The 25,986-nt window shown below is 70.2% G+C and carries 28 protein-coding genes; 18 read left to right on the top strand and 10 right to left on the bottom strand.

From position 1 onward, the window contains the following. The first annotated feature begins 45 nt into the window (after positions 1–45). From AB0N89_RS26455 to AB0N89_RS26445, 3 genes are read left to right on the top strand one after another with little or no spacing between them, the layout of a single operon-like run. Positions 46–1,275, top strand: coding sequence for a serine/threonine-protein kinase (locus AB0N89_RS26455; protein ID WP_364209233.1), 1,230 nt, complete (start codon positions 46–48; stop codon positions 1,273–1,275). A 56-nt stretch (positions 1,276–1,331) separates the two neighbouring features. Next, the gene (locus tag AB0N89_RS26450) at positions 1,332–1,958 is read left to right on the top strand and encodes an ATP-dependent Clp protease proteolytic subunit (protein ID WP_364209230.1); all 627 of its coding nucleotides are present in this window, start codon (positions 1,332–1,334) and stop codon (positions 1,956–1,958) included. Continuing rightward, the gene (locus AB0N89_RS26445; protein ID WP_364209227.1) at positions 1,955–2,545 is read left to right on the top strand and encodes an ATP-dependent Clp protease proteolytic subunit; all 591 of its coding nucleotides are present in this window, start codon (positions 1,955–1,957) and stop codon (positions 2,543–2,545) included. The genes AB0N89_RS26450 and AB0N89_RS26445 overlap by 4 nt, the downstream gene beginning before the upstream one ends. Here AB0N89_RS26445 and AB0N89_RS26440 read toward each other — a convergent pair. Then, the gene (locus tag AB0N89_RS26440; RefSeq protein ID WP_364209224.1) at positions 2,542–2,889 is read right to left on the bottom strand and encodes a helix-turn-helix transcriptional regulator; all 348 of its coding nucleotides are present in this window, start codon (positions 2,887–2,889) and stop codon (positions 2,542–2,544) included. The two genes, AB0N89_RS26445 and AB0N89_RS26440, sit on opposite strands and share 4 nt — an antisense overlap. A 45-nt stretch (positions 2,890–2,934) precedes the next feature. Further along, complete coding sequence (locus AB0N89_RS26435; RefSeq protein ID WP_364209221.1) at positions 2,935–3,879, bottom strand: helix-turn-helix domain-containing protein; 945 nt, start codon at positions 3,877–3,879, stop codon at positions 2,935–2,937. A gap of 71 nt (positions 3,880–3,950) precedes the next feature. On the opposite strand from AB0N89_RS26435, the gene AB0N89_RS26430 reads away from it, so the two are divergent. Further along, a complete protein-coding gene (locus AB0N89_RS26430) occupies positions 3,951–4,286 on the top strand; it encodes a cupin domain-containing protein (RefSeq protein WP_364209218.1) in 336 nt (111 codons plus the stop codon). Here AB0N89_RS26430 and AB0N89_RS26425 read toward each other — a convergent pair. Together AB0N89_RS26425 and AB0N89_RS26420 are read right to left on the bottom strand one after the other, a co-directional pair. Next, on the bottom strand, positions 4,271–4,846 hold the full coding sequence (locus AB0N89_RS26425; protein WP_364209215.1) for a dienelactone hydrolase family protein: 576 nt from the start codon (positions 4,844–4,846) through the stop codon (positions 4,271–4,273). The genes AB0N89_RS26430 and AB0N89_RS26425 overlap by 16 nt on opposite strands. Beyond that, positions 4,843–5,502, bottom strand: coding sequence for a pentapeptide repeat-containing protein (locus tag AB0N89_RS26420; protein WP_364209212.1), 660 nt, complete (start codon positions 5,500–5,502; stop codon positions 4,843–4,845). The genes AB0N89_RS26425 and AB0N89_RS26420 overlap by 4 nt, the downstream gene beginning before the upstream one ends. A gap of 146 nt (positions 5,503–5,648) precedes the next feature. On the opposite strand from AB0N89_RS26420, the gene AB0N89_RS26415 reads away from it, so the two are divergent. From AB0N89_RS26415 to AB0N89_RS26400, 4 genes are read left to right on the top strand one after another with little or no spacing between them, the layout of a single operon-like run. Continuing rightward, positions 5,649–6,038, top strand: a complete 390-nt coding sequence (locus AB0N89_RS26415; protein ID WP_364209209.1) for an STAS domain-containing protein — start codon at positions 5,649–5,651, stop codon at positions 6,036–6,038. Beyond that, positions 6,035–6,445, top strand: a complete 411-nt coding sequence (locus tag AB0N89_RS26410) for an ATP-binding protein (RefSeq protein WP_364209206.1) — start codon at positions 6,035–6,037, stop codon at positions 6,443–6,445. The genes AB0N89_RS26415 and AB0N89_RS26410 overlap by 4 nt, the downstream gene beginning before the upstream one ends. Beyond that, complete coding sequence (locus tag AB0N89_RS26405) at positions 6,438–8,021, top strand: PP2C family protein-serine/threonine phosphatase (RefSeq protein ID WP_364209203.1); 1,584 nt, start codon at positions 6,438–6,440, stop codon at positions 8,019–8,021. The genes AB0N89_RS26410 and AB0N89_RS26405 overlap by 8 nt, the downstream gene beginning before the upstream one ends. After that, positions 8,018–9,049, top strand: coding sequence for a cobalamin B12-binding domain-containing protein (locus AB0N89_RS26400; RefSeq protein WP_364209200.1), 1,032 nt, complete (start codon positions 8,018–8,020; stop codon positions 9,047–9,049). The genes AB0N89_RS26405 and AB0N89_RS26400 overlap by 4 nt, the downstream gene beginning before the upstream one ends. A 45-nt stretch (positions 9,050–9,094) precedes the next feature. On the opposite strand, the gene AB0N89_RS26395 is transcribed toward AB0N89_RS26400, so the two are convergent. The 3 genes from AB0N89_RS26395 to AB0N89_RS26385 all read right to left on the bottom strand — a co-directional run bounded on the left by AB0N89_RS26395 (position 9,095) and on the right by AB0N89_RS26385 (position 10,051). Next, a complete protein-coding gene (locus AB0N89_RS26395) occupies positions 9,095–9,271 on the bottom strand; it encodes a CsbD family protein (protein WP_093938376.1) in 177 nt (58 codons plus the stop codon). A 33-nt stretch (positions 9,272–9,304) separates the two neighbouring features. Then, complete coding sequence (locus AB0N89_RS26390) at positions 9,305–9,760, bottom strand: ATP-binding protein (RefSeq protein WP_364209197.1); 456 nt, start codon at positions 9,758–9,760, stop codon at positions 9,305–9,307. A gap of 84 nt (positions 9,761–9,844) precedes the next feature. Next, entirely contained in the window at positions 9,845–10,051 is a 207-nt protein-coding gene (locus AB0N89_RS26385; protein ID WP_364209194.1) for a hypothetical protein, read from the bottom strand. Between the two features lie 374 nt (positions 10,052–10,425). Between AB0N89_RS26385 and AB0N89_RS26380 the strand changes: the two genes are divergently transcribed. The 6 genes from AB0N89_RS26380 to AB0N89_RS26355 are packed head-to-tail and all read left to right on the top strand — an operon-like array spanning position 10,426 to position 17,836. Next, positions 10,426–14,115 carry a nitrate reductase subunit alpha gene (locus AB0N89_RS26380; protein WP_364209191.1) on the top strand — a complete coding sequence of 1,230 codons (3,690 nt, stop codon included), beginning with the start codon at positions 10,426–10,428 and terminating at the stop codon, positions 14,113–14,115. Beyond that, positions 14,115–15,680 (top strand): nitrate reductase subunit beta, encoded by a 1,566-nt coding sequence (gene narH, locus AB0N89_RS26375; protein WP_364209188.1) that lies wholly within the window; start codon positions 14,115–14,117, stop codon positions 15,678–15,680. The genes AB0N89_RS26380 and narH overlap by 1 nt, the downstream gene beginning before the upstream one ends. After that, entirely contained in the window at positions 15,677–16,303 is a 627-nt protein-coding gene (gene narJ / locus AB0N89_RS26370; protein WP_364209185.1) for a nitrate reductase molybdenum cofactor assembly chaperone, read from the top strand. The genes narH and narJ overlap by 4 nt, the downstream gene beginning before the upstream one ends. Beyond that, complete coding sequence (narI, locus tag AB0N89_RS26365) at positions 16,300–17,025, top strand: respiratory nitrate reductase subunit gamma (protein WP_364209182.1); 726 nt, start codon at positions 16,300–16,302, stop codon at positions 17,023–17,025. Before narJ ends, narI begins: the two co-directional genes overlap by 4 nt. Next, complete coding sequence (locus AB0N89_RS26360) at positions 17,022–17,576, top strand: HPP family protein (protein WP_364209179.1); 555 nt, start codon at positions 17,022–17,024, stop codon at positions 17,574–17,576. The genes narI and AB0N89_RS26360 overlap by 4 nt, the downstream gene beginning before the upstream one ends. A 35-nt stretch (positions 17,577–17,611) precedes the next feature. Next, the gene (locus AB0N89_RS26355) at positions 17,612–17,836 is read left to right on the top strand and encodes a hypothetical protein (protein WP_364209176.1); all 225 of its coding nucleotides are present in this window, start codon (positions 17,612–17,614) and stop codon (positions 17,834–17,836) included. A gap of 77 nt (positions 17,837–17,913) precedes the next feature. On the opposite strand, the gene AB0N89_RS26350 is transcribed toward AB0N89_RS26355, so the two are convergent. Then, positions 17,914–18,396 (bottom strand): GNAT family N-acetyltransferase, encoded by a 483-nt coding sequence (locus AB0N89_RS26350; protein WP_364209173.1) that lies wholly within the window; start codon positions 18,394–18,396, stop codon positions 17,914–17,916. Between the two features lie 130 nt (positions 18,397–18,526). Here AB0N89_RS26350 and AB0N89_RS26345 point away from each other — a divergent pair, with 130 nt between their 5' ends. The 3 genes from AB0N89_RS26345 to AB0N89_RS26335 all read left to right on the top strand — a co-directional run bounded on the left by AB0N89_RS26345 (position 18,527) and on the right by AB0N89_RS26335 (position 22,264). Then, positions 18,527–19,054, top strand: coding sequence for an EF-hand domain-containing protein (locus AB0N89_RS26345; RefSeq protein ID WP_364209170.1), 528 nt, complete (start codon positions 18,527–18,529; stop codon positions 19,052–19,054). An 85-nt stretch (positions 19,055–19,139) separates the two neighbouring features. Then, positions 19,140–21,668, top strand: coding sequence for a hypothetical protein (locus AB0N89_RS26340; protein ID WP_364209167.1), 2,529 nt, complete (start codon positions 19,140–19,142; stop codon positions 21,666–21,668). Then, positions 21,665–22,264, top strand: a complete 600-nt coding sequence (locus AB0N89_RS26335) for a LuxR C-terminal-related transcriptional regulator (RefSeq protein WP_364209164.1) — start codon at positions 21,665–21,667, stop codon at positions 22,262–22,264. The genes AB0N89_RS26340 and AB0N89_RS26335 overlap by 4 nt, the downstream gene beginning before the upstream one ends. Positions 22,265–22,599: 335 nt before the next feature. On the opposite strand, the gene AB0N89_RS26330 is transcribed toward AB0N89_RS26335, so the two are convergent. Both AB0N89_RS26330 and AB0N89_RS26325 read right to left on the bottom strand, forming a co-directional pair. After that, positions 22,600–23,235 (bottom strand): response regulator transcription factor, encoded by a 636-nt coding sequence (locus tag AB0N89_RS26330; RefSeq protein ID WP_364209161.1) that lies wholly within the window; start codon positions 23,233–23,235, stop codon positions 22,600–22,602. An 84-nt stretch (positions 23,236–23,319) separates the two neighbouring features. Continuing rightward, positions 23,320–23,571 carry a hypothetical protein gene (locus AB0N89_RS26325; protein WP_364209158.1) on the bottom strand — a complete coding sequence of 84 codons (252 nt, stop codon included), beginning with the start codon at positions 23,569–23,571 and terminating at the stop codon, positions 23,320–23,322. A gap of 318 nt (positions 23,572–23,889) precedes the next feature. Here AB0N89_RS26325 and AB0N89_RS26320 point away from each other — a divergent pair, with 318 nt between their 5' ends. Then, positions 23,890–25,974: a BTAD domain-containing putative transcriptional regulator gene (locus AB0N89_RS26320; protein WP_364209155.1), complete on the top strand. Its 2,085-nt coding sequence runs from the start codon at positions 23,890–23,892 to the stop codon at positions 25,972–25,974. The last annotated feature ends 12 nt before the right edge of the window (positions 25,975–25,986 follow it).

Below are 25,986 nucleotides of genomic sequence, written 5' to 3'. Positions count from 1 at the left end.
GTTAGCGTCCTCTGAAGACACTTCGGGACTTCGAGGAGACCAACCGTGACGGCAGTTTCGCGCACGATCGCCGAGCGCTACGCCCTGCTCGAAAAGCTGGGCGGCGACGGGACGGCCGTGCTGTGGCGTGGCGAGGACGGGCGGGAAGGGCGCCCGGTCGCGATCAAGGAACTGCCGCTGCCCGCGCTCGACGAGCCCACCCGCGCCGCCGCCGTCGAACGGCTCAAGCGTGACACCGCCGCTGTGGTGGATCACCCGTCGGTGGTACCCGTCCACGACGTCGTGGTGGCGGACGGGACGCCGTTCATCGTGATGGACCTCGTGGACGCGCGGACGCTGGAAGACCTGGCGTCCTCCGGCCCGCTCCCACCGCGGCTGACGGCCGAGATCGGCAAGCAGGTCCTCGGCGCGCTCGCCGCCGCTCATGCGGCGGGCGTCGTGCACGGCGACGTCCGGCCCGCGAACATCCTCGTGTCCGCCGACGGCACGGCGAGGCTGACCGGTTTCGGGATCGCCCAGGCCCTCGACCCGACGGGTTCGCCGGCTTTCCTTGCCCCGGAACGGATCGCGGGACACGAAGGCACTCCTCACTCCGACCTCTGGTCGCTCGGCGTGACCCTGCTCAGCGCGACCGAAGGCGCGAATCCCTTCCGGCGCGAGAACGTCGCGGCCACGCTGTACGCCGTCGTCAACGATCAGCCGGTGTTCAGCCGGACCTACGGGACACTGGCGGACGTCCTCCGCGGCCTGCTGGCGAAAGCGCCGCACGCGCGGATGCTGCCGGATCACGCGATCCCGATGCTGGCACTGGCCGCGAACGGTGCCGAAACCCCGGTGCCGGTCCTGCCGTCACCGCAGCGGCCCGCTACCGGAATCGGCACGCCGTCGACGGCCGCGACCCTGGCCGGGGCGGCGGGCATCCTGTTCGGCTTCTACCTGCTGGGCGACGCGATGATGATCCACGGGGCCTACGCCCTGTTCGACGTGCACTGGCCACCGATCCTGCTCGGCAGGCTCGGCATCATCCTGGCCGGGATCGGTGCCGTGATCGGCGGCGGTGTCCTGTTCGTCAGGGTCCGGCCGGGACAGGTCCTGGCCACCGTTTCGGCCTCGCTGGCGATGATCTGCGTGGTGCTGCTGAACGTGGCCGAATGGGGCGGCTTCGGCGAGGCCCCGCAACCGGGACTGACTCTCGACATCCTCGTCCTCGCACTGGCACTCGTCCTGACGATCGCCGTGTGGTTCGTCCCGGCCCGGCGCACTGCTGTGGGCTGATCCGCTCACAGCAGAGAAACCGGCGGACGGCCGGGCCCCGGCGGCATCGTCGGGGCATGACCGACAACGAGAAACAGCCACTCTTCGACCAACGGCTCCGGGAACGGTTCTTCAGCCAGCGTGTGCTGGTCCTCGACGGCGCGCTCGACGACGACAACGGGACGGTGCTCACCACCCAGCTGATGTCGCTGGCGAGCGAGGATCCCCGCAAGGACATCGCGGTGTGGATCCACTCGCCGGGAGGTTCGGTCCCTTCGATGCTGGCCATCCGCGACGTGATGCGGCTCGTGCCGTGCGACGTCGCCACCCTCGCGCTGGGATTGGCCTGCAGCGCCGGGCAGTTCCTGCTTTCCGCGGGCACGCCGGGCAAGCGGTTCGCCCTGCCACACGCGCGGATCCTGATGCACCAGGGCTCCGCGGGCATCGGCGGCTCGGCCGTCGAGGTGGAGGTGCAGGCCGACGACCTGCGCTACACGCGGGACACGGTCCTCGGGCTCATCGCCGACGACACCGGGCAGCCCATCGACCGGATCTTCGCCGATTCCCTCCACGACCGCTGGTTCACCACCGAACAGGCGCGGGACTACGGCTTCATCGACCACATCGTCGAAAGCCTCGACCAGGTCGTCCCCGTCCGCACCCACAAACTCGGCCTCGGCTCGGAAAGGGGTGCCGGCGCATGAGCACCTACACCATCCCCAACGTCATCTCCCGCAGTCCCGCCGGCGAGCGGATCATGGACGTCTACTCGCATCTGCTGTCGGAGCGGATCATCTACCTCGGGACCGCGATCGACTCCGGCGTGGCGAACGCGCTGATCACGCAGCTGCTGTACCTGGAGGCGGACAACCCCGAGCAGGAGATCAACCTCTACATCAACACCGAAGGCGGCGACCCGTCGGCGATGCTCGCGCTGTACGACACCATGCGGTTCATCAAGGCGCCGGTGGCGACGACCTGCGTCGGCCAGGCCGTCGCGGCGGGCGCGATCCTGCTGGCCGCGGGCGAGGCCGGGCACCGGTTCGTGCTGCCCCACACCCGTGTCGTGCTGCACCAGCCCGCGGCGCAGGGCCGCGGCACGATCCCGGACCTCATCCTGCAGGCCGACGAGGTCGTGCGGGTGCGGACGCAGCTGGAGGAGATCCTTTCTTCGCACACCGGCCGCACGGTGGCGGATCTGCGGCACGACACCGACCGGGATCGCGTGTTCGACGCGGCGGGCGCCGTCGCCTACGGGCTCGCGGACCGGGTGCTCGACATCCGGAACTAGGCGGCCATCAGCACGGGTCCCGCCGGGCGGCGGCCGACCGCGAGGCCCGTGCTGCCGCCCCGCCGGACCGTGCCCGCGATGCCGAACAGGAGATCCGCCAGGTCGATCCCGAGCGCGCCAGTGACCGCGGCGATCATCTCGCTGGACGGCTCCTTGCGGCCGCGCTCGATCTCCGAGAGGTACTGCGGGGAGATCCCGGCGCGTTCCGCGACGTCGACGAGACGGCCGCCCTGTTCCTCCCGGGCCGCGCGCAGACTCTGGCCCAGCACGTCACGCCACAGCGGTTCGGGTTCGCGATCCGCGGTGGTGGCGCGCTTCTGGTGAAAAGGGAGGATGTCCGCCATACGCTCATCGTGACATCGGGCCGGGTCCCGCGTGCTCCGTTCCGCTCATGGCGAAACCGAACCCCGGAACGCGCGCCGGTACGCGCCCGGCGTCGTCCCGAGCCGGTCGCGGAAACGGCGGCGCAGGTTGACGGCCGACGTGAGGCCGACGCGGGTCGCGATCACCTCGATCGGCAGGTCCGTCTCCTCCAGGAGGGTGCGTGCCTCGGTCACCCGGCGGGTCAGCAGCCAGGCCCCCGGCGTGGTGCCGAGCCGCTCGGCGAAACGCCGGGCCAGCGTGCGGGAGGAGAGGTTGAGGTGCGCGGCCAGATCGCCCACCGACAACGGCGTCCCGAGGCGGGAACCCGCCCAGGCGAGGAGTCCGTCCAGTTCGTCCGCTGGTGGCGGGGCGGGCACGAACTGTGCCTGACCGCCGTCGCGATGCGGCGGCATCACCATGTGCCGGGCGACGAGGGCGGCGTGCGCGGCCCCGTGATCGCGCCGGACCAGGTGCAGGCAGAGGTCGATCCCCGCGCCCGCCCCGGCGCTCGTGGCGACGTCGCCGTGGTCGACGTAGAGCACGTCCGGTTCCACCCGTACCCGGGGGAATTCCTCCCGCAGCTGCGCGGCGCGGGCCCAGTGCGTGGTCGCCGACCTGCCGTCGAGCAGTCCGGTGCGGGCCAGCGCGAAGACGCCGGAGCAGATCGTGACGAGCCGCGCTCCCCTGGCGTGCGCGCGGAGGAGCGCCCGGCGCACGGCCGACGACAGCGGAGCTTCCACCGGCGACCAGCCCGGGATGAGCACGGTGTCCGCGTCCGCCAGCGCGGAAAGGCCTCGCGTCACGGCCATCGAGTATCCGGCGCTGGTCGGGACCGGACCGGGTTTCTCCGTGCAGACGTCGAATTCGTAGTGCCGCGGCACGCCTGCCCGCTCCGTGCCGAAGACCTCGGCGGCGATCCCGAGCTCGAAGGTCGACTGCACCGGACGCACGAGGGCCATCACGCGATGCATGGCAAGAAAGTACCCCATGATGTCTTCCCGGACACTGTGCGGCGGCCCGATGATCACGGCACGATGAGTTCATGTACCCCGAGATCCTCGCCCAAGAGGGCTACACTTCCTTCTCCGTCAAGGAATCCCCCGTCCGCGAGCTCTTCCCCGGAATCCGGGTGCGTCCACTGTGGACAGGCCAGGACGGGGCGCACGCCAATGTGCTGGAGATGGACCCCGGCACCTCGTGGCCGCGTCGCGACGTCCACGAACCGGGCTCCGAGGAGGTGTACGTCGTCTCCGGCACGTTCAACGACGGCGCGCGCGACTATCCGGCGGGGACCTTCCTGCACGCCCCGGCCGGTTCGTGGCACGTGCCCGCGTCGGCGACCGGGTGCACGCTCTTCGTCTTCTATCCCGAAGGCTGATCCGGCAGGAATTCCAGGATTCGTTGCCAGGTAAGGGCCGCCGCGTCCTCGTCGTGGTCGGGCAGACCGCTGTCGGTGTAGAAGTGGCCCGCTCCCGGATAGGTGAACACCTTCGCGTCGGCGCCCGATCTCGTCGCCGCGTCGAGCCAGCCGGGCAGCGCGGCCGGCGGCGCGAAGTCGTCCGGGTCGCCCGCGTGGAGCTGGACCGGCAGGCCCGGACGGACTTTCGCGGGCAGACCGATGATGGCGTGGAGCAGGAGCACACCGGCGGTGTCCGGCCGGTGCGGGAGCAAGGTACCGGCGATCACCGCGCCCATCGACATACCGGCGAGCACGGTGTCGCCGGGCAGGTCCCGGACGGCGTCGGCGGCCCGCCCGGCGAGGGCGCCCCACCCGATCCGGTCCTTCACCGCGAAGCCGTCTTCGAGGGTGGACGCGGTCTCGCCGCGGTAGAGGTCCGGCGTGGTGACGTCGTACCCGGCGGCGCGCAGGCGTTCCGCCCAGGTCATTTCCACGGGCCGCAATCCCAGCACCGAGTGGAACAGCGCGACGTGGGTCATCCGACGACCTTCAACCCGCTCTCGGCCGCGAGGATCCCCGCGATCGCAACGGCTTGACCGGCGGTGATCTTCGCGCCGCGCAAGGTGAGCAGGCCCCGGGCACCGGACAGCCGCGAACCACGCAGATCGCAGTCCGCCGCGCCGGTCGCCGCGAATTCCGTTTCGGTGAAGTCGCAGTCCACAAAGGTCAGCCGGGACAGATCGCCGGAGAACACCGTCTCCCGGAACGAACATCCGGAGAACACGGCCGGACCCTTCACCCGTTCGACCGCCAGCGACGCGTAGTCGAACCGCGCGTTCTCGACGTACAGGTCGGAGGCGGACGCGATCGACACACCCAGCCCGATCGCGCGGCAGCGAAGGATTTCGACGCGTCGTGCGGAGAGTTCGCGGATGGCCGCGTTGGACAGGTCGACGCCTTCGAAAACGACGTCGGACAGCGTCAGCCTGTCGAGTCGGGCGTTCGCCAGGCTCACTTCGGAGACGAGGGAACGCACGATCTCGCCGCCGCCGCGGGCGCCGTCCTGATCACCGCCGTCGAGATGGACCGAGTCGAAATCGAAGTCTCCCTCGAACACGGCCGGTTCGCCGGTGAGGTCCTTTCGCCCGACCGCGGGGCGGCGCACCTTGATGCCGCCGAAATCCCGGAACTCCATGATCCGGACGCTACCGCAGGGACGAATCGGTCCAGGTGGTCGTGAACCCTTTCGGTCAGCGGGTCCGCCTGGGACGTCGCTGGTAGATTCGGGGCAGGGGTTGAGCCGCCAGCCCTCGTTGGCAGCACCCCTGAGCAGGAGCATTGATGACGACCGATGTCGCGCGGCCCCTCCACCGCTCTTCCGGAGACGGTTGGACGCTGGAGACCTACGACTCCGACGGGGTCACCGTGTACGCGATGACCGGCGAGTTCGATTTCGCGGTTTCCGCCAAACTCCGTCAGGTGATCGAGGAGAATCCGCCGTCGTCCGGTCTGGCCGTCGCGGACATGACCGGGGTCCGGTTCTGCGATTCGAGTTGCCTGCAGGTCCTCCTCCGCCTCGCCCAGCGCCTGGGCAGGAGTGACGGCCGGTTCGCCATCGCCACCTCGGTCCACGCCGTCGTCCGGCCGGTCACCCTGCTGCGCCTCGAAGACCTCATGCCGCTCCACCCGACCGTCGAAGCCGCGCGCACCGCACTGGCCGCCCGCTCATGACCTCCTCCGACGCCACGGTCCGCCACGACACCCAGGTCAGCGAGTTCGCCATGGCCGAAGATCTCCAGGGGCTCGCCGAAGTACGCGCGTGGACTCGGACCACGTTGAGCGGGCTTCCCGCCGACACGATCTCGGACGTCGTGATGGTCGTGGACGAACTCAGCTCGAACGCGCTCAGGCACGGAAAAGCCCCGTACCTGGTCCGGCTGCGGCGCTCCGCGGACGGCGTTCGCGTCGAGGTCGAGGACGGCGCGTCCGGCACTCCGGCCCGGCCGGGACCGCCGACCGGCACCGGCGGCCACGGGCTCACGCTCGTGAGCCTGTCCACGACGGCGTGGGGCCAGACGGCCCGCCCGGACGGCAAGACGGTGTGGGCGGAGTTCGGGGCCGGGGATGCCGATGACTGAGCCGGTGATCACCGCTCCGGCCGCGACCGGACGAAGCTGGGAGACCGCGCCCTCACCCGCCCTGGTCGTCGACGAAGACGGAGTCGTGCGGGACCTCAACGACGCCGCCCGCGCCCTGTTCCCCGGCGCGCGGCCCGGCCTCCCGCTGCGGCACGGGACGCCCTCCTGGCTGGCGGACGCCCGCGCGGACGAGACCGCCCGCGGCGTCGTCGGCGGACGCGCCTGGGCCGCGTCCCCGGTGCCGCACGACGACGCCGTCACCTGGTGGCTGGTGGACGAGACCGACGCCGAAGCCTCGCACGAGCTGCTGCGGCAGGAACGGCGGCGCGTCGCGTTCCTCACCGACGCCTCGGCGGCGCTGCTGAGCTCGCTCAACGTCGAACGCTGCATCGAGGTGGCCGCCCGGCTGGCGGCCGAACACCTGGCCGGGGCGGCGGTGGTGCTGGCGCCGCCGGTCCAGGGCCGTCATCCGGCGGCGTCCTGCGTCCGCGGCGAGGCCGTGGCGCTGTCCAGGCTGACCATCGACCCCGCCGACCTGCCGGGGCTGGACGAGGCGCTGCGCGGTTTCCCGCCGGTGCCCTCGCGCTGGCTCGATCCCGGGGCCGCGCCGTCGTGGATCTTGCCCGAAGAATTCGGCCCGGCGACGTCGATCGTCGTGACGCCCCTGCCCGGGCACGGGGTGCCCGCCGGCGCGCTGATCCTGTTGCGCACCGGCGATCAGGCGGCGTTCACCGAGCAGGAGGAGATCTTCGCGCGGCTGTTCGCGGCCCGCGCGGGCGCCGCGATCTCGGCGGCGCGGATGTTCGCCCACCAGGCGTCGACGACCGAGACGCTCATGCGCGAGCTGCTCCCGCCGCGGCTGGAACAGCTCGGCGGCGTCGAGTTCGCCGGGCGCTACCGGCCCGCGCAGGACGAGGACCGGATCGGCGGCGACTTCTACGACGTCCATTCCGCCGTCGACACCGCCGGGAGCGAGTCGCTGGCGGTGCTCGGCGACGTCTGCGGGAAGGGGCTCGACGCCGCCGTCCTGACCGGGCAGATTCGCACGACGCTGCGCGCGCTGCTGCCGATCGCCGAGGACCACCATCGGCTGCTCAGCCTGCTGAACACGTCGCTGGCGAGCCGCGAGGACGGCCGGTTCGTCACGCTCGCGCTGGCCTCCGCCCGCCGGGAGGGCGACGCGGTACGGCTGCGCGTCACCTGCGCCGGACATCCGCCGCCGCTGGTCGTCCGTTCCGACGGCGTAGTCGAAGAGGTGGACACCGGCGGCAACCTCATCGGCGTGCTCCCCGAGATCCGCACGACGACGGCGGAGGTCCACCTCGCGCCCGGCGAGAGCTGCCTGCTGTACACGGACGGCATCGTGGAGGCCAAGGGCGGCCCGCTCGGCGACGAGATGTTCGGCGAGGAACGGCTGCACGCGGCGCTGGCCGAATGCGCGGACATGGCGGCCGACGCGGTCGCCGAACACGTCCAGATGCTGGCCGCGCAGTGGGTCGGCAGGCAGCCGCACGACGACATGGCGGTGCTGGTGATCACCGCGCCGCGGACCCCTCGGAGGCCCGGGACCCCGTGACGTCCGAATACTTCGAACGGCTATGGCAGGCGGTGACCGCCGGGGACGAGTACGCGGCCGGGGACGTCGTGGTCCAAGCGGTCGGCGCGGGCGTCGACGTGGAGACCGTACTGCTGGACGTGATCGGCGGCGTACAGCGCAAGGTCGGCCACGAGTGGGCGTCGAACCGGCTCACCGTGGCTCAGGAACACGCCGCGACCGCGATCAACGACCGGGTGCTCGCCGGTCTCGGCTACGCGCTCCCCCGGCCGCGCGCGCACCGAGGCCGCGTCGCGGTGGCGTGCGTCGACGGCGAATGGCACGCCATGCCCGCCCGGCTGCTGGCCGAGGTGCTGAAGTTCCGCGGTTTCCGCGTCGACTACCTCGGCGCCCAGGTCCCCGCGCCGCATCTGGTCGCGCATCTGCACCGCACCGGGCCCGACGCGGTGGCGCTGTCGGCTTCGCTGGCCACCCGGCTGCCCGCGGCGCACGCGACGATCACGGCCTGCCAGGCGGCCGCGACCCCGGTCATCGCGGGCGGAGCGGCGTTCGGACCGGACGGCCGGTACGCGCGGCTGCTCGGGGCGGACGCCTGGGCCCCGGAGGCGCGGGCGGCCGCGGATATCCTGGCCTCTCCCCTGCCCCGGCCCCGCACCGGGCACCAGCCCCTCGACGACCTCCCGCATCTGGCCGACCAGGAGTACACCCTCGTTTCCCGGACTTCGAGCCGGCTGGTGAAGAACGTCATTGCGGGGCTGGAAGACCGCGTCCCGGCGATGCGCGACTACACCCTCCGCCAGCGTCAGCACGCCGCGGAGGACATCGCCCACATCGTCGAATATCTCGCGGTCTCGCTGTATGTGGGAGACGAAGAACTGTTCACCGGCTTCCTGGGCTGGACCGCGGAGATTCTCACGGCCCGCCAGGTCCCGGCCGGTTCGCTGCTGCCGGCGCTGGGACTCCTGCGCGGGCAGCTGCACGACTTCCCGCGTTGCCAGACGATGCTCGAGGCCGCGCACACCCGATTGAGCGACACTCTCACCCCATAGAAAAGGGGCCCGCCCCGAAAGGCGAGCCCCTTTTCCACCGCGAAATCAGTCCCGGACGCCCTTCACGGCGTCCTTGATCTTCTCGCCGGCCTGCTTCACGTTGGCCTTGCCCTGCTCGGCCTTGCCTTCGGCCTGCCACTGCTCGTTGTCTGTGGCGTTCCCGACGGCTTCCTTGGCCTTGCCCTTGAGCTCGTCGAGCTTGTTTTCGGCCTTGTCGTTCATCAGAGCCTCCATTCGTTGTCCGCTGCCCTCCGGTTACCCGGCACGGCGGCTCGGAAACGGCGGATCCGCTGTGTCACCCGACACGTTTGATTCGGCGAGATCGAGTTCCGCCCAGACGGTCTTGCCGTCGTCGCGGTGTTCCTGGCCCCAGGCCGTGGTGCAGGCGTCGATGAGGGCGAGGCCCCGGCCACCGGTCCCCGAGGGCGGGCGCGGGGCGGCGGGTGCCGTGGCGGCGTCGTCGACCTCGATGCGCAGGCGGCCCGGCCGCCGCAGCAGGCGCACCTGCCGGGGCCGCTCCCCGTGCCGCAGGGCGTTGGACACCAGTTCGTCCAGCACCAGGATCGTGTCCGTGAGGCCCGCCTCGGAGACGTCGCCCAGTTCCGCCCGGGCCCAGGCGCGGACCCGGGCCAGTTCGCCCAGGTCGCCGCCCACGTCCAGGGTCAGCACTTCGACCTTTCGGCAGGCGGGCGCGGCCTGATCGGTGGACACGGGGACCTCCATGTTCTCGACGGCCCGTCAGGGGCTCGCGTGGATCTAGTACCCCGAATGCCACGAACCTTAACGATCAACCCGTCACCGTTCGCCACCCGTGTGCCCACAGGGGTAGACCGTTTCCGCGACCGCGGCCTCGCATGCCGGGCAGTTGTTCACCGGCCGCTCACGACGGCCCCAGAAGGAATGGGTGGCCCCGCAGAGCGCGGTGATCCGGTCCCCGAGGCCGGGGTCCGGGTTGCAGACGGGGCAGCAGGCGTGGGCCGCCCGCTCGATTTCGGCTGTCATCCTTGTCCTCCGCGTGTAGGCCATTATACATACCTTCGACCCTGTTCAGCGTACGGCGTTACTTGTTCCACGTTTTCCGGTTTGCCCGGCCCCGAATCCGCACATCCTTGAGCCCGGCGGTCGGGAAAATTCGCATCGACGCATATTTCGATCGTTTGACAGAATGGATTAATCGAGTTTCTTGCGACAATTACCTCAACATTACCAATACATTTACTTACTACTCTTTTCGAGTGATCGACAATCATGATCACCTTTGAGGAAAGACAGGTGGCACGCGGTGCCGCTAGCATTGCGAACGTTCCCGGACAGACTCGGCACGTCCTGTTCGCGCTGTCTGCCTCATGCACGACTTTAGTCGGGAGGTCGCGAGCGTGCGCTCGCCACGAAAAGCCAACGGAAACGGCACCGAAAACCACCACATCGAAGGCGCGGCGACCACCGCACTGCTGCGCCTCGGCCGTTATTTGACCCGCGCGGAGAGTTCGGCGGATCTGCACTCGGTACATCTGACCGGGGGCCGGGAAGGTGACGCTTTCTACCGGGATCGCTGGAGTCACGACAAGGTCGTCCCGTCGACGCACGGCGTGAACTGCACGGGTTCCTGCCGCTGGAACGTGTACGTCTCCGACGGGATCATCACCTGGGAGAGCCAGGACCCGGATTACCCCTCCGTCGGCCCCGACAAGCCGGAGTACGAGCCGCGCGGATGCCCCCGCGGCGCCTCTTTTTCGTGGTATTCCTATTCCCCGACCCGGGTACGATTTCCGTACGCGCGGGGCGTACTGGTCGAAATGTACCGGGAGGCATTGAAACAGCACGGCGATCCGGTCGTCGCCTGGGCTTCGGTGATGGACGACCCAATGAAGAGACTGGCCTATCAGCGCGCCCGCGGAAAGGGCGGATTGGTCCGCGTCAGCTGGGACGAGGCTTCGGAAATCGCCGCCGCCGCACATGTGCACGCCATTTCGCGATACGGCCCGGACCGGGTCGCCGGCTTTTCGCCGATCCCGGCGATGTCGATGGTGTCGCACGCGATCGGGTCCCGGTTCATGGCGCTGATCGGCGCCCCGATGCTTTCCTTCTACGACTGGTACGCCGATCTTCCGGTGGCCTCGCCCCAGGTGTTCGGCGACCAGACCGACGTCCCGGAATCCGCGGACTGGTGGGATGCCGCGTATCTGATGATGTGGGGCTCGAACGTCCCGGTGACCAGGACGCCGGACGCGCATTGGATGGCCGAGGCGCGGTATCGGGGCCAGAAGGTCGTCGTGGTCTCCCCCGACTACGCCGACAACACCAAGTTCGCCGACGAATGGCTGGCCCCGCATCCCGGCACCGACGCCGCGCTGGCGATGGCCATGGGGCACGTCATCCTCACCGAGTTCTTCGCCGAACGGCAGGTGCCGTACTTCACCGACTACGTCCGCCGCTTCACCGACCTCCCCTTCCTGGTCACGCTGACCGAACGGGACGGCGCGTACGTCCCGTCGAAGTTCCTCACCGCCGCCGACCTCGGTGACGAGGGAGCCGAGACGCAGTGGAAGACCGTCCTGGTCGACGACCGCACCGGGGAACCGGTCGTGCCCAACGGGTCGGTCGGCTTCCGCTGGAACGAGCACGACCAGGGCCGCTGGAATCTCGATCTCGGCGACGTCGTGCCGCGGCTGAGCCTGCTCGCCGACGCCGGACACGAAGGCGTCGAGGTGCTCTTGCCGCGCTTCGACGCGGACGGCGTCCTGCGGCGCGGAGTACCCGCCGTCCGACAGGGCGGGCAGCTGGTCACCACCGTGTTCGACCTGCTGATGGCGCAGTACGGCGTGCGACGCGACGACCTGCCCGGCCGCTGGCCGTCCGGCTACGACGATCCGGCGGAACCGTGCACCCCGGCGTGGCAGGAGGAGATCACCTCGGTCCCGGCCGACCGGGTCACCCGGATCGCCAGGGAGTTCGCCGAGACCGCGGAGGCCTCCCGCGGCCGCTGCATGATCCTGATGGGCGCGGGCACCAACCACTGGTTCCACTCCGACACCATCTACCGGTCCTTCCTCGCGCTGCTGACGATGACCGGCTGCCAGGGCCGCAACGGCGGTGGCTGGGCGCATTACGTCGGCCAGGAGAAGGTGCGGCCGCTGACCGGGCACCAGACGCTGGCGGGCGCGATGGATTGGATGCGGCCCGCCCGGCAGATGATCGGGACGGCCTACTGGTACCTGCACACCGGCCAATGGCGATACGACGCGCTGCGCAACGACGAGCTGGCCTCTCCGCTGGCGCCCGGCAAGCTCGCCGGGACCAGCGCCGCGGACACGCTCGCGCAGTCGGCCCGGCTGGGCTGGATGCCCTCGTTCCCCACCTTCGACCGCAATCCGCTCGATCTGGTCGACGAGGCCGACGAAGCCGGGCTCGACCCCGTCCGCCACGCCACCGCACTGGTCCGCGAAGGCAAGCTGGGGTTCGCGGCCGAGGATCCGGACGCGCCCGAGAACTGGCCGCGGGTGCTCACGGTGTGGCGCTCCAACCTGCTCGGCTCGTCGGCCAAGGGCCACGAGTACTTCCTGCGCCACCTTCTCGGCACCGACGCGAACCTGCGCGGTGAAGAGGCACCGCCGGACGCGCGGCCGAAAACCGTGAAATGGCACGACACCGCCCCCGCCGGCAAATTGGATCTTATGCTGGCAATCGATTACCGCATGACCAGCACCACCTTGTTCGCGGATCTCGTGCTGCCCGCCGCGACCTGGTACGAGAAGCACGATCTGTCCTCGACGGACATGCATCCCTTCGTGCATTCCTTCAACGCCGCCGTCGATCCGCCGTGGCAGACCCGGACCGATTTCGAGGCCTTCCACACGATCGCGAAGCGGTTCAGCCAGCTCGCCGAACGACATCTCGGGGTGCGCAAGGATCTCGTCGCCACACCGATGACGCACGACACTCCCGGCGAAACGGCGCAGCCGGGCGGGGTCGTCCGCGACTGGCGCGACGGCGACGTCGAGCCGATCCCCGGTGTCACCATGCCGCGGCTGACCGTCGTCGAACGCGATTACCCGGCGGTGGCGGCGAAACTGGCCACGCTCGGCCCGCTGCTGGAGAAACTGGGCGCCACCAGCAAGGGCCTGACCTACGACGTCGGCGAGGAGGTGAACTGGCTGCGCGCGAAGAACGGCGTCGCGATGACAGGGGCGGCGCAGGGCCAGGCGCTGATCGACACCGACATCAAGGCCGCGGACGCCGTGCTCGCGCTGTCCGGCACCACCAACGGACGGCTGGCCACCCAGGGCTTCCGCGAACTCGAAAAGCGGGTCGGCACGGAGCTGGCGCATCTGTCCGCCGAACACGAAGGCAAGAAGATCACCTTCGCCGACACCCGGTCCCGTCCGGCGCCGGTGATCACCAGCCCGGAGTGGTCCGGCAGCGAGAGCGGCGGCCGTCGCTACTCGGCGTTCGTGATCAACGTCGAACACGCCAAACCGTGGCACACCCTCACCGGCCGTCAGCACTTCTTCCTCGACCACGACTGGATGCACGAACTCGGCGAGGCGCTGCCGGTCTACCGGCCGCCGCTGGGCTCGCAGCACCTCTCCGGCGGTTCGGGAGACTCCGCGGAGGTCACCGTGCGCTATCTGACCCCGCACAGCAAATGGTCGATCCACTCCACCTACCAGGACAACCTGCACATGCTCACCCTGTCCCGCGGCGGACAGGGGATCTGGATGAGCCCGGCCGACGCCGAGGCCATCGGCGCGAAGGACAACGACTGGATCGAGGCGGTCAACCGCAACGGTGTCGTGGTGGCCCGCGCGATCGTCTCCCACCGGATGCCGGCGGGCACCGTTTTCCTTTACCACGCCCAGGATCGGGCGGTGAACGTGCCGCGCAGCGAGGCCACCGGCAAACGCGGCGGCACGCACAACTCGCTGACCAGGCTGCTCCTCAAACCCACCCATCTCATCGGCGGCTACGCCCAGCTCTCCTTCGGTTTCAACTACCTGGGCCCCACCGGCAACCAGCGCGACGAGGTCACCGTGATCCGCCGCCGTTCCCAGGAGGTGCGTTACTGATGCGGGTCATGGCACAGCTGGCCATGGTGATGAACCTCGACAAGTGCATCGGCTGCCACACCTGTTCGGTGACCTGCAAGCAGGCCTGGACCAACCGGACAGGGACCGAGTACGCGTGGTTCAACAACGTGGAAACCCGTCCGGGGCAAGGATATCCGCGCCGCTACGAGGATCAGGAACGCTGGAAGGGCGGCTGGGAGAGGACGGCGAAGGGCAAGCTGCGGCTGCGCGCGGGCGGGCGGCTGACCAAGCTCACGAAGCTGTTCGCGAACCCGGAACTGCCGGAGATCGCCGACTACTACGAGCCGTGGACCTACGACTACGCCACCCTCATCGAGGCCCCGCTCGGCGACGACGTGCCGACCGCCGCGCCGCGGTCGGCCCTCACCGGCGAAGCCACCCAGCCCACCTGGGGCCCGAACTGGGACGACGACCTCGGCGGCTCCACCGAACACGGCATCAAGGACCCGATCGCCGAGAAGCTGCGTGACGAACTCGGGGTCAAGATCAAATTCGAGTTCGAGCAGAGCTTCATGTTCTACCTGCCGCGGATCTGCGAGCACTGCCTCAATCCGTCCTGTGTGGCCAGCTGCCCGTCCGGCGCGATGTACAAACGCGAGGAGGACGGGATCGTGCTGGTCGATCAGGACCAGTGCCGCGGCTGGCGGATGTGCGTCACCGGCTGTCCGTACAAGAAGGTCTACTTCAACCACAAGACCGGCAAGGCCGAGAAGTGCACCTTCTGCTATCCGCGCGTCGAAGCCGGGCAGCCGACGGTGTGCGCGGAAACCTGCGTCGGGCGACTGCGCTACATCGGCGTCCTGCTCTACGACGCCGACAAGGTCACCGAGGCCGCGTCCGTCGCCGACGAGCACGACCTCTACCCCGCGCAGCTCGACCTGCTGCTCGATCCGCACGACCCCGCCGTGATCCGGGCGGCCGAGGCCGCGGGCATCCCGCACGACTGGCTCACCGCGGCGCGGCGTTCGCCGGTGTACCAGCTGATCCACGACTTCCGGCTGGCGCTGCCGCTGCATCCGGAATACCGCACGATGCCGATGGTCTGGTACATCCCGCCGCTGTCGCCGGTGGTCGACGCGGTCAGCGGAAGCGGCCACGACGGCGAACACCGCGACAACCTGTTCGGCGCCATCGACGCCCTGCGGATCCCGGTCGAGTACCTGGCGGAACTGTTCACCGCCGGGGACACCGAGCCGGTGCGGCGATCCCTGCGGCGGCTGGCCGCGATGCGGTCCTACATGCGGGCGGTGAACCTCGGGCAGGAGACCGACGAGGACATCCCCGCCTCCGTGGGACTCACCGGCGAGCAGATCTTCGCCATGCACCGGCTGCTCGCGCTGGCCAAGTACGACGAACGCTATGTCATCCCCACCGCGGGCGTCGGACAGGCGCACGATCTGGAGGGCATCGCCACCCAGTGCAGTCTCGACGTCGACGGCGGTCCCGGCATGGGCGGTGGCGAGTCCACAGTGGACCTGGTCAGCTGGGACGACGGCGCCCGCCCGGACGCGCTGTTCCCGACCTTGCGGGGGCAGAGCCGGTGAGACTCCTCCGCTCCCGGCCCGCCGCCGCCAAGGACCACCAGGATCACGCGGCGCTGCGCCAGATCGCCGGATGGTGCCTGCAGTATCCCGACGAAGCCGTCCTCGGCAAGGTCGGGCTGCTGCGCGCCTGTCTCGACGAGACGTCCGGCCCGGGCCACGACGAGCTCTCCCGCGTCGTGGCCCACCTCGAACAGGGCGATCCCGGTGCCCTGGCGTCGCACTACATCGAGGTCTTCGACCGGAAACCCCGCCGGACGCTGCACTTGAGCTGGTTCCTCGACGGGGACACCCGCCGTCGCGGCGAGACGCTGGCCGCGGTGCGCCGGTTCTACCGTACCCACGGTTTCGCCCCCGCCGAGAACGAACTGCCCGACTTCCTGCCGGTGATCCTGGAGTTCGCCGCCGCGGCCGGACCGGAAGCGGCCGACCAGGTGCTCGCCCGTTTTCATCCGGCGCTGGATCTCCTGCGGCGCAACCTGTCCACTATGGACACGCCCTATCGGGACGCCGTCACGGCGGTGCTGGCGACCTTGCCCGCCACCCCGGCGCCGCTGCCCGCCGAACCCCCGGCCGAACTGGTCGGCCTCGACCCGTTCCCCACCGGCACCGGAGGTGGCCGATGAGTTCCGGACTGGACCTGCTGCTGTGGGGCGCCGCGCCCTACGCGTCGATCGCGCTGCTGGTCTTCGGCACGATCTGGCGGTACCGCCACGACAAGTTCGGCTGGACGACCCGGTCGAGCCAGCTCCACGAATCCCGGCTCCTGCGGGTGGCCAGCCCCGTGTTCCACATCGGACTGCTGATGGTGATCGGCGGCCACGTGCTGGGCCTGTTCGTGCCGAAGGGCGTCACCGAGTTCGCCGGGCTCGACGAACACGGCTATCACCTGATCTCGCTCGGGATGGGCAGTGTCGCCGGGCTGGTCGCGATCGGCGGGCTCGGTCTCCTGCTGTGGCGGCGGATCCGGGTGCCGGCGGTGCGGGGCGCCACGTCGGCCAGCGACAAGATCATGTACGTGGTGCTCGTGCTGGTGATGCTCGCCGGACTGGCGAACACGCTGGTGGACAACGGAATCCGTGGCGGATACGACTATCGCGAGACGGTCTCGCCCTGGATTCGCGGCATCCTGCTCCTCGATCCCCAGCCGGAGCTGATGGCGTCGGCGCCGCTGGACTACCGGCTGCACACCGCGCTGGCCATGGTGTTGTTCGCGCTGTGGCCGTTTTCCCGCCTGGTGCACGCCTTCAGCGCGCCGGTGCGCTACCTGCTCCGCCCGTACGTGGTCTACCGGCGCCGTGCCCCCGGCAGCGTCGGCACCCGAGACCCGCGCCGCGGCTGGGAATGACCCGCACCCGCCGCGCCGCCTACGTCGCGCTGAGCTCGTTCGGCTGCATCGTGTTCATCGGCCTCTGCGCGATCCTGTCCGGCGCTCCCCTGCTGTTCCCGTCACTCGGGCCCACCGCGTTCCTGGTCTTCGCGACCCCGCAGGCGCCCGGCGCGAGCCCGCGGAACACGGTTTTCGGCCACCTGGCCGGTGTTCTCGCGGGCCTCACCGGTCTCACCGCGACCGGACTGCTCACCGCCGCCCCGGACCTGACGCATCCGTCCTGGCCCAGGATCGGGGCGGCGGCGATCGCGCTCGCCCTCACCTGTGCCGCGATGGCCGCGCTCGACATTCCCCATCCGCCCGCGGGCGCCACCACCTTGATCATCGCGCTCGGTCTGCTGCACACCGTTCCCCAGGTGATCGCGGTCCTGGTGGGCGTGGTGCTCATCGCCTTGCTGGCGGTACTGATCAACAAGCTGTTCGGCGTCCCCTATCCCTGGTGGCGCTCGCCCGCTCCGATCCCCGCATCGACGAACTCTCCACCCATGAGCAGATCCACTCCCCGATAGTGAGTATGTGTCCCCGACCTGGCGCGTCACCTTGGGTGAAACACAGGAAGCACGCTGTTCGAACCACCAGCTGGATCGCCGGGACGGCGGTGCTCACCAGCATGGCGTGCGACAGCCAGCAGCAGTTCGCCGAACTTCTCAGACGGCCGAGCAGTGAAGACGCTCAGAGGACCTACAGCCAGGCGCTTACCGGCGTCCAGGCAAAGCCGGCGGACGTCGGACTCAAGGACTGGAAGGTCGGGCAAGACGCCCCGGCCTAGCGGAACCTAGCGGTAACAACGAATCCGTCGCTCCGACACACCCCTCGGCGGACTGATCGACAAGTGTTCGGCGCCCCCTACCCCTGATGGCGATTTCCGGCGGAGGCGAGATCCCCCGTGACTTCGCGCCGATAGGTATAGACGACAAGTCCCTCATTCATCTTGGCCACCTTGTCGTACAACGCCCGAGCCGGGGAATCCTCCAGGGTGTTCCAGTAGAGCCGGGGAAAACCGTTCCGCTCGGCGTCTCGTGCCACCCACTCGATCATCGCGGTCGCGACCCCTCGCCGCCGGACTTCCGCGTCCACGAACAGGTCCGCCAGATAACACCTCGCGTTTCCCCAGACTCCCGCGTGGAAAACGTAGTGCGCGATCCCGACCATGGTCCCGTCCAGCCGGGCGCCGATCCCGATCGCCTGTTCTCCGCCGTCGAGCAGACGCCGCCAGGTCCGGTCGTAGGCGTCGTCGTCGCGCCCGACCCCGCCGTGGGAGTTGTGGCCACGGGCCAGGACTTCCCAGTGGGCGCGGTCGGATCCGGTCAGGAAGCTGATCTCCACCATGGCGACATCCTGCCCGAGGCGCCCAGAACCTTCACGTATCCAGAGTGACCGGCCGTCCCCCTTTCGTGGAGCGCCACCGCCCTGAATGGCCGCTATCCCGCCCCCGCGCCCCGTTCTATCGTTCGGACACATGGCAAGCGACTTGCAGCGGCGCAAGATCTCGGGGGTTTTCGCCGCGATGGACGTCGATGGTGACGGCTTCCTTCAGGAGTACGACTTCCAGGCGTTGGCCGAGCGCTGGGCCCGGCGGCGCGGACCGGAGGGCGCTCAGTCCCTGACCGGAATCATGCTCAGCTGGTGGACGACATTGCTGGCGGCGTCGGACATCGATCGCGACGACAAGGTCACCCTCGACGAGGTCCTGCTGGTGGTGGACAAGCTGCCGGGCATGCCCGAAGCCGTGACCGCGACCGCCGACGCGATGTTCGAAGCCATCGACGAGAACCGCGACGGCATGATCTCCGCGGCGGAATACCGCCAGCTGATCGAGGTCTGGAACGGCCGCCCCACCGACACCGACGCCACCTTCCCGCTGCTGGACTCCGACGGCGACGGAATGCTCTCGCGGGACGAATTCGCCGCGCTGTGGCTGGAGTTCTGGGCGGGCGACGACGCCGAAGCGCCGGGTACCCTCGTCTTCGGCCCGCTCACTGCCTGACGCGCGCGGCTTTCGGGCCGAACCGACGTCCATACGGGCCATACCGCGCCGGTTATGACCGCCGCGGACACCCTGTCGCTTCAGGATGGCAGGCGTGGACGAGGTGACCGAGCGGATCCTGGAGCGTGTCACCGGCGCGGGCGCGCCCTGCGTCTGGGTGACCGGGCCGGCGGGCGTCGGCCGGACCACGCTGCTCGCCCGGCTGTCCGAGCGGCTCTCCGCTTCGGGGCGAACGGTTTCGACCGTGCGCTTCACGCACGACGGGGATCTCGCGCCCGGCGGCGATCCGTGGCCTTCCCTCACGACAGACGACCGGCACGTCCTGCTGATCGACGACACCCAGTGGATGGGCTCCGATTCCCTCGCCGTCCTGGAGGCGGTGGTCCGCCGCCTGGACGGGACGTCGACACGGGTGATCTGCGCGACCCGCACCCCGGTCCGGGACGCGACCGAGAGAGTCGCCACCGTACGGCGGTTGCGCGCCGAAGGTCTGCTGGATCCGATGCGCCTGCTGCCGTTGAAGGCGGACGAGATCACGGCCGGGGTCGTCGAGGCGCTCGGCGCCGTTCCGAGCACGCTGCTGCGAGACCGGTTGCACGAACTGAGCCGCGGGGTGCCCGCCGCGCTGCGCCAGGCGCTGGACCTGCTGCGCGCGCAGGGCGCGATCCGGATCGTCGACCGGCGCGCGTATCTCGTCCCCGGCACCCCGGTGCCGCTGCGGTCCGTGCTCCTGGACGCCGATCGGCTCGCGGTCGCGAAGGCAGCCGCCGTCCTGCATCCGCTCGGCGAGGCGATGCCCTCGCTGATCAGCGAACTGCTGGCGCAGGATCTCGCGGAAACCCTGGCGACACTGGAGAATCTGCGCGCCGACGGGGTGCTGCACCGCGGTCGCGGCTGGCGCTTCACCGTGCCGGTGGTGGCCTACGCGCTGATCGCCGAACTCGGGCCTTTCGAGCGACGGCGGTTCTCCGCGGCCGCGGTCACCGCGTTGTGGAACGGGACCGCGCACACGTCCGCGCCGTACTACCTCCCCGACCGGATCGCCGAGGCGGGCAAGCTGGTCGACCCGCGGCGCGCCCTCGCCGAACTGCTCGACAACGCGGCGTTCCTGCCCGACGATCAGACCACCCGTGGCGCGCGATGGCTGCGCGCCGCCGTCGAGCTGACCGAAGACCGGCCGCAACGGGCGCGGGTGACCCTGCTCCACACCATGTGGTGCCATCTGAACGGCGACCACGAACAGAGTCTCGCGGGGACGCGGCGGCTGCTGGAGGAGTTCCCCGACCGCCTTTCCGCCGAAGCCGCGCAGGAAGCGCAGTCGATCGCCGTCTGCGCGCTGCACAACTCCGGCAACACGGCCGAACTGGCGAGGATCGCCATGAACCCGCCGGAATGGTCGGTGGCGTCGAGCGCGATCGCGCTGAGCCTGCTGGACCGGTGGGCGGAAGCGGCCGAACTGCTGGCGGAGAACGATTCCTGGCGCACCGAGTCGGCGGTTTCCGCGATGCTGGGCGAACTTTTCGGCGGTCTCGCCGAACTCTGGGCGGGCCGCTCCGCGCGGTTCGGCGCGAACCTGACCGAGCGCGAGCGGTGGCCGTTGAGGACGGCGAGGCGGCACCGGAACGACCAGATCACCTCCTACGTCACCGCGTTGCTGGTGCTGGGCGAACGGGCGCGCGCGGAAAAGCTGCTCGCCGACGAATCCTTCCCCGAGACCGGCCTGCGCGACAGCGAACGTTCGATGCTCGCGGCCATGCGCGGCGAACCCTCGCGCGCCGTCGACTTCGCCCACCGCAGCGTCGCCGACCGGTCCCGGCGCGGCTACGACACCGGCTCGGCCGCGATGCACCTGTCGACCGTGTCGGTCCTGCTGTCGCAGGGACGGTTCAGCGCGGCACGGGAACTGCTGACCGCCGCCCGCGCCACGGCGCCGATGCTGGCTCACCTGCTCGACATCGCCGAGGCCCGCGTCGACATGGCGCTGGGCGAGACCGATCGCGCCGCCCGGCGCCTGCACGCGGCCACCTGCGGACTCGCCGTCGGCACGGACATCGCCTGGGCGGATCTCGCCGAACTGGCGTTGCGGAGGAACGACCGCGCCGGGGCGAAGAAGGCCCTCGACGCGCTGGAGGACCTCGCCGCCGCGATGCCGACCGGGCGGGTGCTGCTGCACCGTCATCTGGTCCGGGCCTGTCTCGGCCAGGAACCCGCCGGCGAATGTCTCTGGCTGGCCCGCGAACGCGACCAGCCGCACGAACTGGCTGTCGCGGCCGAACGCCTGGTCCGCCACGGCGCGACGGATCCCAAGGTGCTCACCGAGGTCTACGAGGTGCTCGGCTCGCTCGACGCGCTGCTGCACCGGGCCCGGCTGCGGAGCCTGATGCGGAAGAACGGGATCGAGATCCCCGGCGGTCAGGAGGAGACGGTCGCCGAGAACGAGCACCTGCTCGCCCTGCTGGCGGGCGAAGGGCTGACGGACGAACAGCTGGCGACGGCGTTGCAGACGAGCCGGCAGAGCGTGGAGGGGCGGCTGAGCCTGCTGTTCACCCGGACCGGCTACCGCTCCCGGATCGAACTGGCCACGGCGCTGCTGAACGGCCGATACGCCTCGTGACCGCACCCGACGTCCGGGTGGCCGTCTACACGGCCGACCCGCTGACCCGAGCAGGCCTGGTCGACATGCTGGCAGGGGCCGCGGCACTCGGTGTCGTCCCGTCCGGCGGCCGGGGCGCGGACGTGCTGGTGGCCGCCGAAGACCCGGGCGACCACGAGCTCCCGGTACTCAGGCTGGCGGTGGCCGAACAGGGCATACTGCCCGGCGTCCTGATCGCCGGCCCGCTCCCGCCGTCCGGCCACCGCTCGGCCGCGACCGCCGGGGTGCGCAGCCTGCTGCCGCACCGGGCGGTCCGGGCCGAACGGCTGATCGCGGAGGTCCTGGCCGCGCGGTCGTCGGTCGAGACCTCGGCCGGGCGGCTGGCCGCCGGGTACGACGAACTGGCGGACGGCCCGGCGCGGGCGTCGCGGTTCCACGACCGCGAGATCCGCGTGCTGCGCCTGATCGCGGAGGGCAAGGACACCGCGGAGATCGGCGCGGCGATGGGCTACTCCCAGCGCACCATCAAGAACATCCTGCACCACGCGCAGCGACGGCTGGAGCTGCGGAACCGGGCGCAGGCCGTCGCCGAAGCCATCCGCTCGGGCCTCATCTGAGCGCGCGGCCGCCAAGTCCGTGAAGGGGACTTTCGCCGCATCGGACGCGGTGAGAGCTCCCGTCGCGTCGTGTCTGCCGGGCGCCGGGACGTGCCTCACGTGATCAGAAACGGATCTCGCGTGCTTGGAGGCGGATCTCGCGTGACTGGAGGCGGAACTCGGGTGTGCGGCGTCTGATCACGCGAGATCCGCCCTTAAGCACACGAGATCCGCCCTCGAGCACGCGAGATCCGTTTCTGATCACGTCACCCCGACGCGCGTGAAGGCCCCCTTCACGCGGCTGGTCATTCAAACCGGAGCAGAGGGAAGGGGGCCTTCACACGCGCCCAGGAGAGCTAGATGACCCCGGCCCGCACCGCGTAGGCGACGGCGTGCGGCCGGTTCTTCAGCTTCAGCCGTCCGGTGATGCCCTGGATGATGTGCTTCACGCTGCGTTCCGAGTAGCTGAGCTCGCCGGCGATCTCGACGGTGTCCTTGCCCTCGGCCATCAGCCTCAGCACGTCGATCTCCCGCGTGGTGAGCCCGGCGGTGTTGACGCCCATCGGGTCGAGCACCTCGCGCTGGAGCCGTTCGACGTGCTTGAGCAGCTCGCCGAGCAGGCTCGGCGGGAGCACGCCACCGCCGGTGGCCGCGGCGCGGACCGCGTGCGCCAGGCGTTCACCGGTCGTCGCCGAGCGCGGCAGGACCGCCACCACCCGGCATTCGATCGCGGGCACGAGTTCCGCCTCGCTGATCTGGCTCACCACGAGCACCACCGGCTTGCCGTCCTCGGCGGCCAGCCGACGCAGCCAGAGGACGGTCTCAGGCGTCAGCCATTCGGCGGCGAACACCAGGACGTCGGTCTCGGCGCGCTGCTCCCAGTCCCGGATGTCGATCCCCTGCTGCGTGCCCAGCTGACTGGCCAGGCCGGCCGTGGTGATCGGGTCGGGCGCGTGTACCGCCACGGTGATCTGTCGGGTTTCCGTGTCCACCTCTGTCCCCTCCGCTTGATCCGCGGCCCCAGTCGGATGGGACACAGTCTGCGAAGGAGCTCTTCACGAACTCTCCACGAGTTCTCAACGAGGCGTGAAGGACTTCGTGGCCTGCTGAAACGCCTCCACGTACTTGGGGAGCTCGTCGAGGATGTCGCGGAGCCTGTCCTCGGGTCCGGTGTACTCCGGGTCGGCGAGCATGGCGTAGCCGTAGGCCAGGGTCCGCCGAAGCTCGGCGATGCGCGCTTCGGCCTCGTCGGCGTCCAGCACCAGCCTGCCGTCGTGGGCGAGACCGAGCATGACGTCCCCGGCGAACTGTTCATGATCCTGGCTCACTGTCACAGCATGCAGAGCCGCGCATGCCACGACCAGTGTCAGCCGACACTTTGCCCCTGCGAACGGGTGGCTTTGCCCGGTCGTCCCTCACCTGTCCGCGCCCTGAAAACCACATGAACGGGCACCAAACCTCGACCCCGTTCACGGACGTGAATCCCCGTGAACGGAACTACCCTGGCAAAACCCGAGAATGTCTCATAACAGACGGACAAAACCCACACGGCGGCTGCCCGATTGATTGCGAAACCCACATCGACGCCACTAGGCTGCTCGCCGAGCAGGAGGCTCTTCGGAAGTCGGAAGCACGGGCGGCAGGTCATGGACGAGGTTCCCTCGCTGACGGTGCGGCTCCTGGGCGGTTCCCCCGCCCGCCACGGCGACGGCGAGATCGCCCTGGGTCCCGCTCAGCGGCAAGCGGTCTTCGCCACGCTCGCCCTGCACGCCGGCCGGTTCGTCTCCCGCAAGGAGATCATCGACGCCGTCTGGGGCGAACAGCCGCCGGACAGCGCCACCGGCATCGTCTACACCTACGTCTCCGCGTTGCGCCGCGCGCTGGAGCCGGTGGGCGAACCGCTCGTCGCCAGCCGCGCCGGTTACAGCCTCGACCTGCCGAGGCAGCAGGTCGACGTCCACGTCTTCGAAGCCGAGCTGGAACGCGCCCGCGCGCACCGGCTCGCCGGAGAGCACCGGCGAGAACTCGATTCACTGCGCTCCGCGCTCGGGCAGTGGCGGGGTTCCGCGCTGAACGGGATCCCGGGTCCGTTCGCCGAGACCCAGCGCGCCCGGTTGAACGAACTGCGCATGAGCGCGCTCGAACGCCAGGCCGAGGTCGCGCTGCACCTGGGCGGCTATCGCGAACTCGTGGGCGAGCTGGCCGTGCTGGTCGAGCGCCATCCGTTGCGCGAAGGCCTGCACCGCATGCTGATCACCGCGTTGTTCCGGTCCGGCAGGCAGGCCGAGGCGCTGGCCGCGTTCGACCGCGCCCGCGAGACGATCATCGAGCAGTCAGGCCTCGAACCCGGCCGGGAACTGCTGGCCCTGCGGCAGCGGGTCCTGGACGACGATCCGACGCTCCACCACCAGGACCAGCCGGAACGCCACCGGCCGACCCAGGCCCAACCCGAACGGCCGTCCGTGTTCGTCGGACGCGAGTTCGAACTGGGCCGGTTGCGCCACCATCTGTCCGCCCTGCTGGACGAAGGCCGTGGCGGCACGGTGTGGCTGGACGGCGACGCGGGCAGCGGCAAGACCGCGCTCCTGGCGGAGGCCCTCTCGACAGCGCGAAGCCACACCCGCTGGGTCGAGGCCGACGAGCTGACCAGCGCGGTCCCGCTGAGCCTCATCGCCGACTGCCTCGGCGGCGAGGCGCTGGAGGATCTCGGCAAGACGGTCACCGAGCTGTGCGAAGAAGGGCCCAAGGTGCTCGTCTTCGAGGACCTGCACTGGGCCGACGAGGAGAGCCTGCTCGCCTGGCAGCGGCTGCACCGGTTCACCGCGCACCTGCCGCTGCTGCTGATCGGTTCGGCGCGCCCGCTCCCCCGCCGCCGCACGCTCGACGTCGTCCGCTCACGGCTCGACGGCGAGGTCGTCCCGCTGCCGCCGTTCGACGGCCCGGCCGTCGCCGCGCTCGCCGAGGAGACCCTGGCCAGGGATCCCGGCGAGGAGTTCCTCGGGTTCGCCGCCGGGCACACCGCCGGGAACGCCGCGTACCTGTCCGAACTGTTCGCCGAGTTCGCCGACGGCCGCGAGCTCGGCACCGCGCCGCACAGCCGGGCCGCCACCCTGGTGGAAGATCATCTCGCTACGCTTTCCGTGGCGTGCAAGCGAACGCTGACGTCCGCCGCGTTGCTCGGCTCGTCGTTCACGGTCGCCGACCTGACGGGCGTCACCGGCCGCGAACTGCGGGCGCTCATCGAAACGGTCGAGGAAGCCCTCGCCGCGCGCGTCCTGGAGACCGAGGGCGAACGCCTGCGGTTCCGCGTCCCCCTGGTGCGGGCGGTGTTCGCCGCGAACACCCCGCCCGCCATCCGCGCCGTACTGCACCAGGAGATCGCCGCGACGATGGCGGGCTCCGGCGCGCCCGCGGACCGTGTCGCCGAGCAACTGCTCCAGGTCGGCGACGAGCTGACGGCGCGCTGGATCCCGCAATGGCTGCTCGACAACGTCCGCGCGCTGTCCACCGGGCCCGCCGTCGAACTGCTCCATCTGCTTTCGCACCAACAGAACCTCACCGAGGAACAGCACCAGAGCCTGACCGCCGAACTCGCCTCGCTCCTGCTGCCCGAGGCGGGGACGTCGCCCGCCTGGCCCGCCGCCCGGCCGCTGGGAGCCGCGCAGCCGTGGTGCGCGCCGCTGCACGCGTTCGCGCGGCCCGCCGTGCCGCCTCAGCGCGACGCGATCTGAGCTACACCCGGG

This window comes from Amycolatopsis sp. NPDC089917, assembly GCF_040684635.1.
GTDB lineage: Bacteria > Actinomycetota > Actinomycetes > Mycobacteriales > Pseudonocardiaceae > Amycolatopsis.
This window is presented reverse-complemented; position numbering and strand designations above follow the sequence as displayed.

Excerpts from the sequence above, each read along its gene's own strand:
- AB0N89_RS26360 (WP_364209179.1), top strand. The coding sequence starts at position 17,022 with ATGACCCGCACCCGCCGCGCCGCCTACGTCGCGCTGAGCTCGTTCGGC.
- AB0N89_RS26425 (WP_364209215.1), bottom strand. The coding sequence starts at position 4,846 with ATGACCCACGTCGCGCTGTTCCACTCGGTGCTGGGATTGCGGCCCGTG.
- AB0N89_RS26430 (WP_364209218.1), top strand. The coding sequence starts at position 3,951 with ATGTACCCCGAGATCCTCGCCCAAGAGGGCTACACTTCCTTCTCCGTC.
- AB0N89_RS26345 (WP_364209170.1), top strand. The coding sequence starts at position 18,527 with ATGGCAAGCGACTTGCAGCGGCGCAAGATCTCGGGGGTTTTCGCCGCG.
- AB0N89_RS26385 (WP_364209194.1), bottom strand. The coding sequence starts at position 10,051 with ATGACAGCCGAAATCGAGCGGGCGGCCCACGCCTGCTGCCCCGTCTGC.
- AB0N89_RS26420 (WP_364209212.1), bottom strand. The coding sequence starts at position 5,502 with ATGGAGTTCCGGGATTTCGGCGGCATCAAGGTGCGCCGCCCCGCGGTC.
- AB0N89_RS26395 (WP_093938376.1), bottom strand. The coding sequence starts at position 9,271 with ATGAACGACAAGGCCGAAAACAAGCTCGACGAGCTCAAGGGCAAGGCC.
- AB0N89_RS26320 (WP_364209155.1), top strand. The coding sequence starts at position 23,890 with ATGGACGAGGTTCCCTCGCTGACGGTGCGGCTCCTGGGCGGTTCCCCC.
- AB0N89_RS26435 (WP_364209221.1), bottom strand. The coding sequence starts at position 3,879 with ATGCATCGCGTGATGGCCCTCGTGCGTCCGGTGCAGTCGACCTTCGAG.
- AB0N89_RS26350 (WP_364209173.1), bottom strand. The coding sequence starts at position 18,396 with ATGGTGGAGATCAGCTTCCTGACCGGATCCGACCGCGCCCACTGGGAA.
- AB0N89_RS26405 (WP_364209203.1), top strand. The coding sequence starts at position 6,438 with ATGACTGAGCCGGTGATCACCGCTCCGGCCGCGACCGGACGAAGCTGG.
- AB0N89_RS26440 (WP_364209224.1), bottom strand. The coding sequence starts at position 2,889 with ATGGCGGACATCCTCCCTTTTCACCAGAAGCGCGCCACCACCGCGGAT.
- AB0N89_RS26410 (WP_364209206.1), top strand. The coding sequence starts at position 6,035 with ATGACCTCCTCCGACGCCACGGTCCGCCACGACACCCAGGTCAGCGAG.
- narI (WP_364209182.1), top strand. The coding sequence starts at position 16,300 with ATGAGTTCCGGACTGGACCTGCTGCTGTGGGGCGCCGCGCCCTACGCG.
- narH (WP_364209188.1), top strand. The coding sequence starts at position 14,115 with ATGCGGGTCATGGCACAGCTGGCCATGGTGATGAACCTCGACAAGTGC.
- AB0N89_RS26415 (WP_364209209.1), top strand. The coding sequence starts at position 5,649 with ATGACGACCGATGTCGCGCGGCCCCTCCACCGCTCTTCCGGAGACGGT.
- AB0N89_RS26450 (WP_364209230.1), top strand. The coding sequence starts at position 1,332 with ATGACCGACAACGAGAAACAGCCACTCTTCGACCAACGGCTCCGGGAA.
- AB0N89_RS26445 (WP_364209227.1), top strand. The coding sequence starts at position 1,955 with ATGAGCACCTACACCATCCCCAACGTCATCTCCCGCAGTCCCGCCGGC.
- AB0N89_RS26340 (WP_364209167.1), top strand. The coding sequence starts at position 19,140 with ATGGCAGGCGTGGACGAGGTGACCGAGCGGATCCTGGAGCGTGTCACC.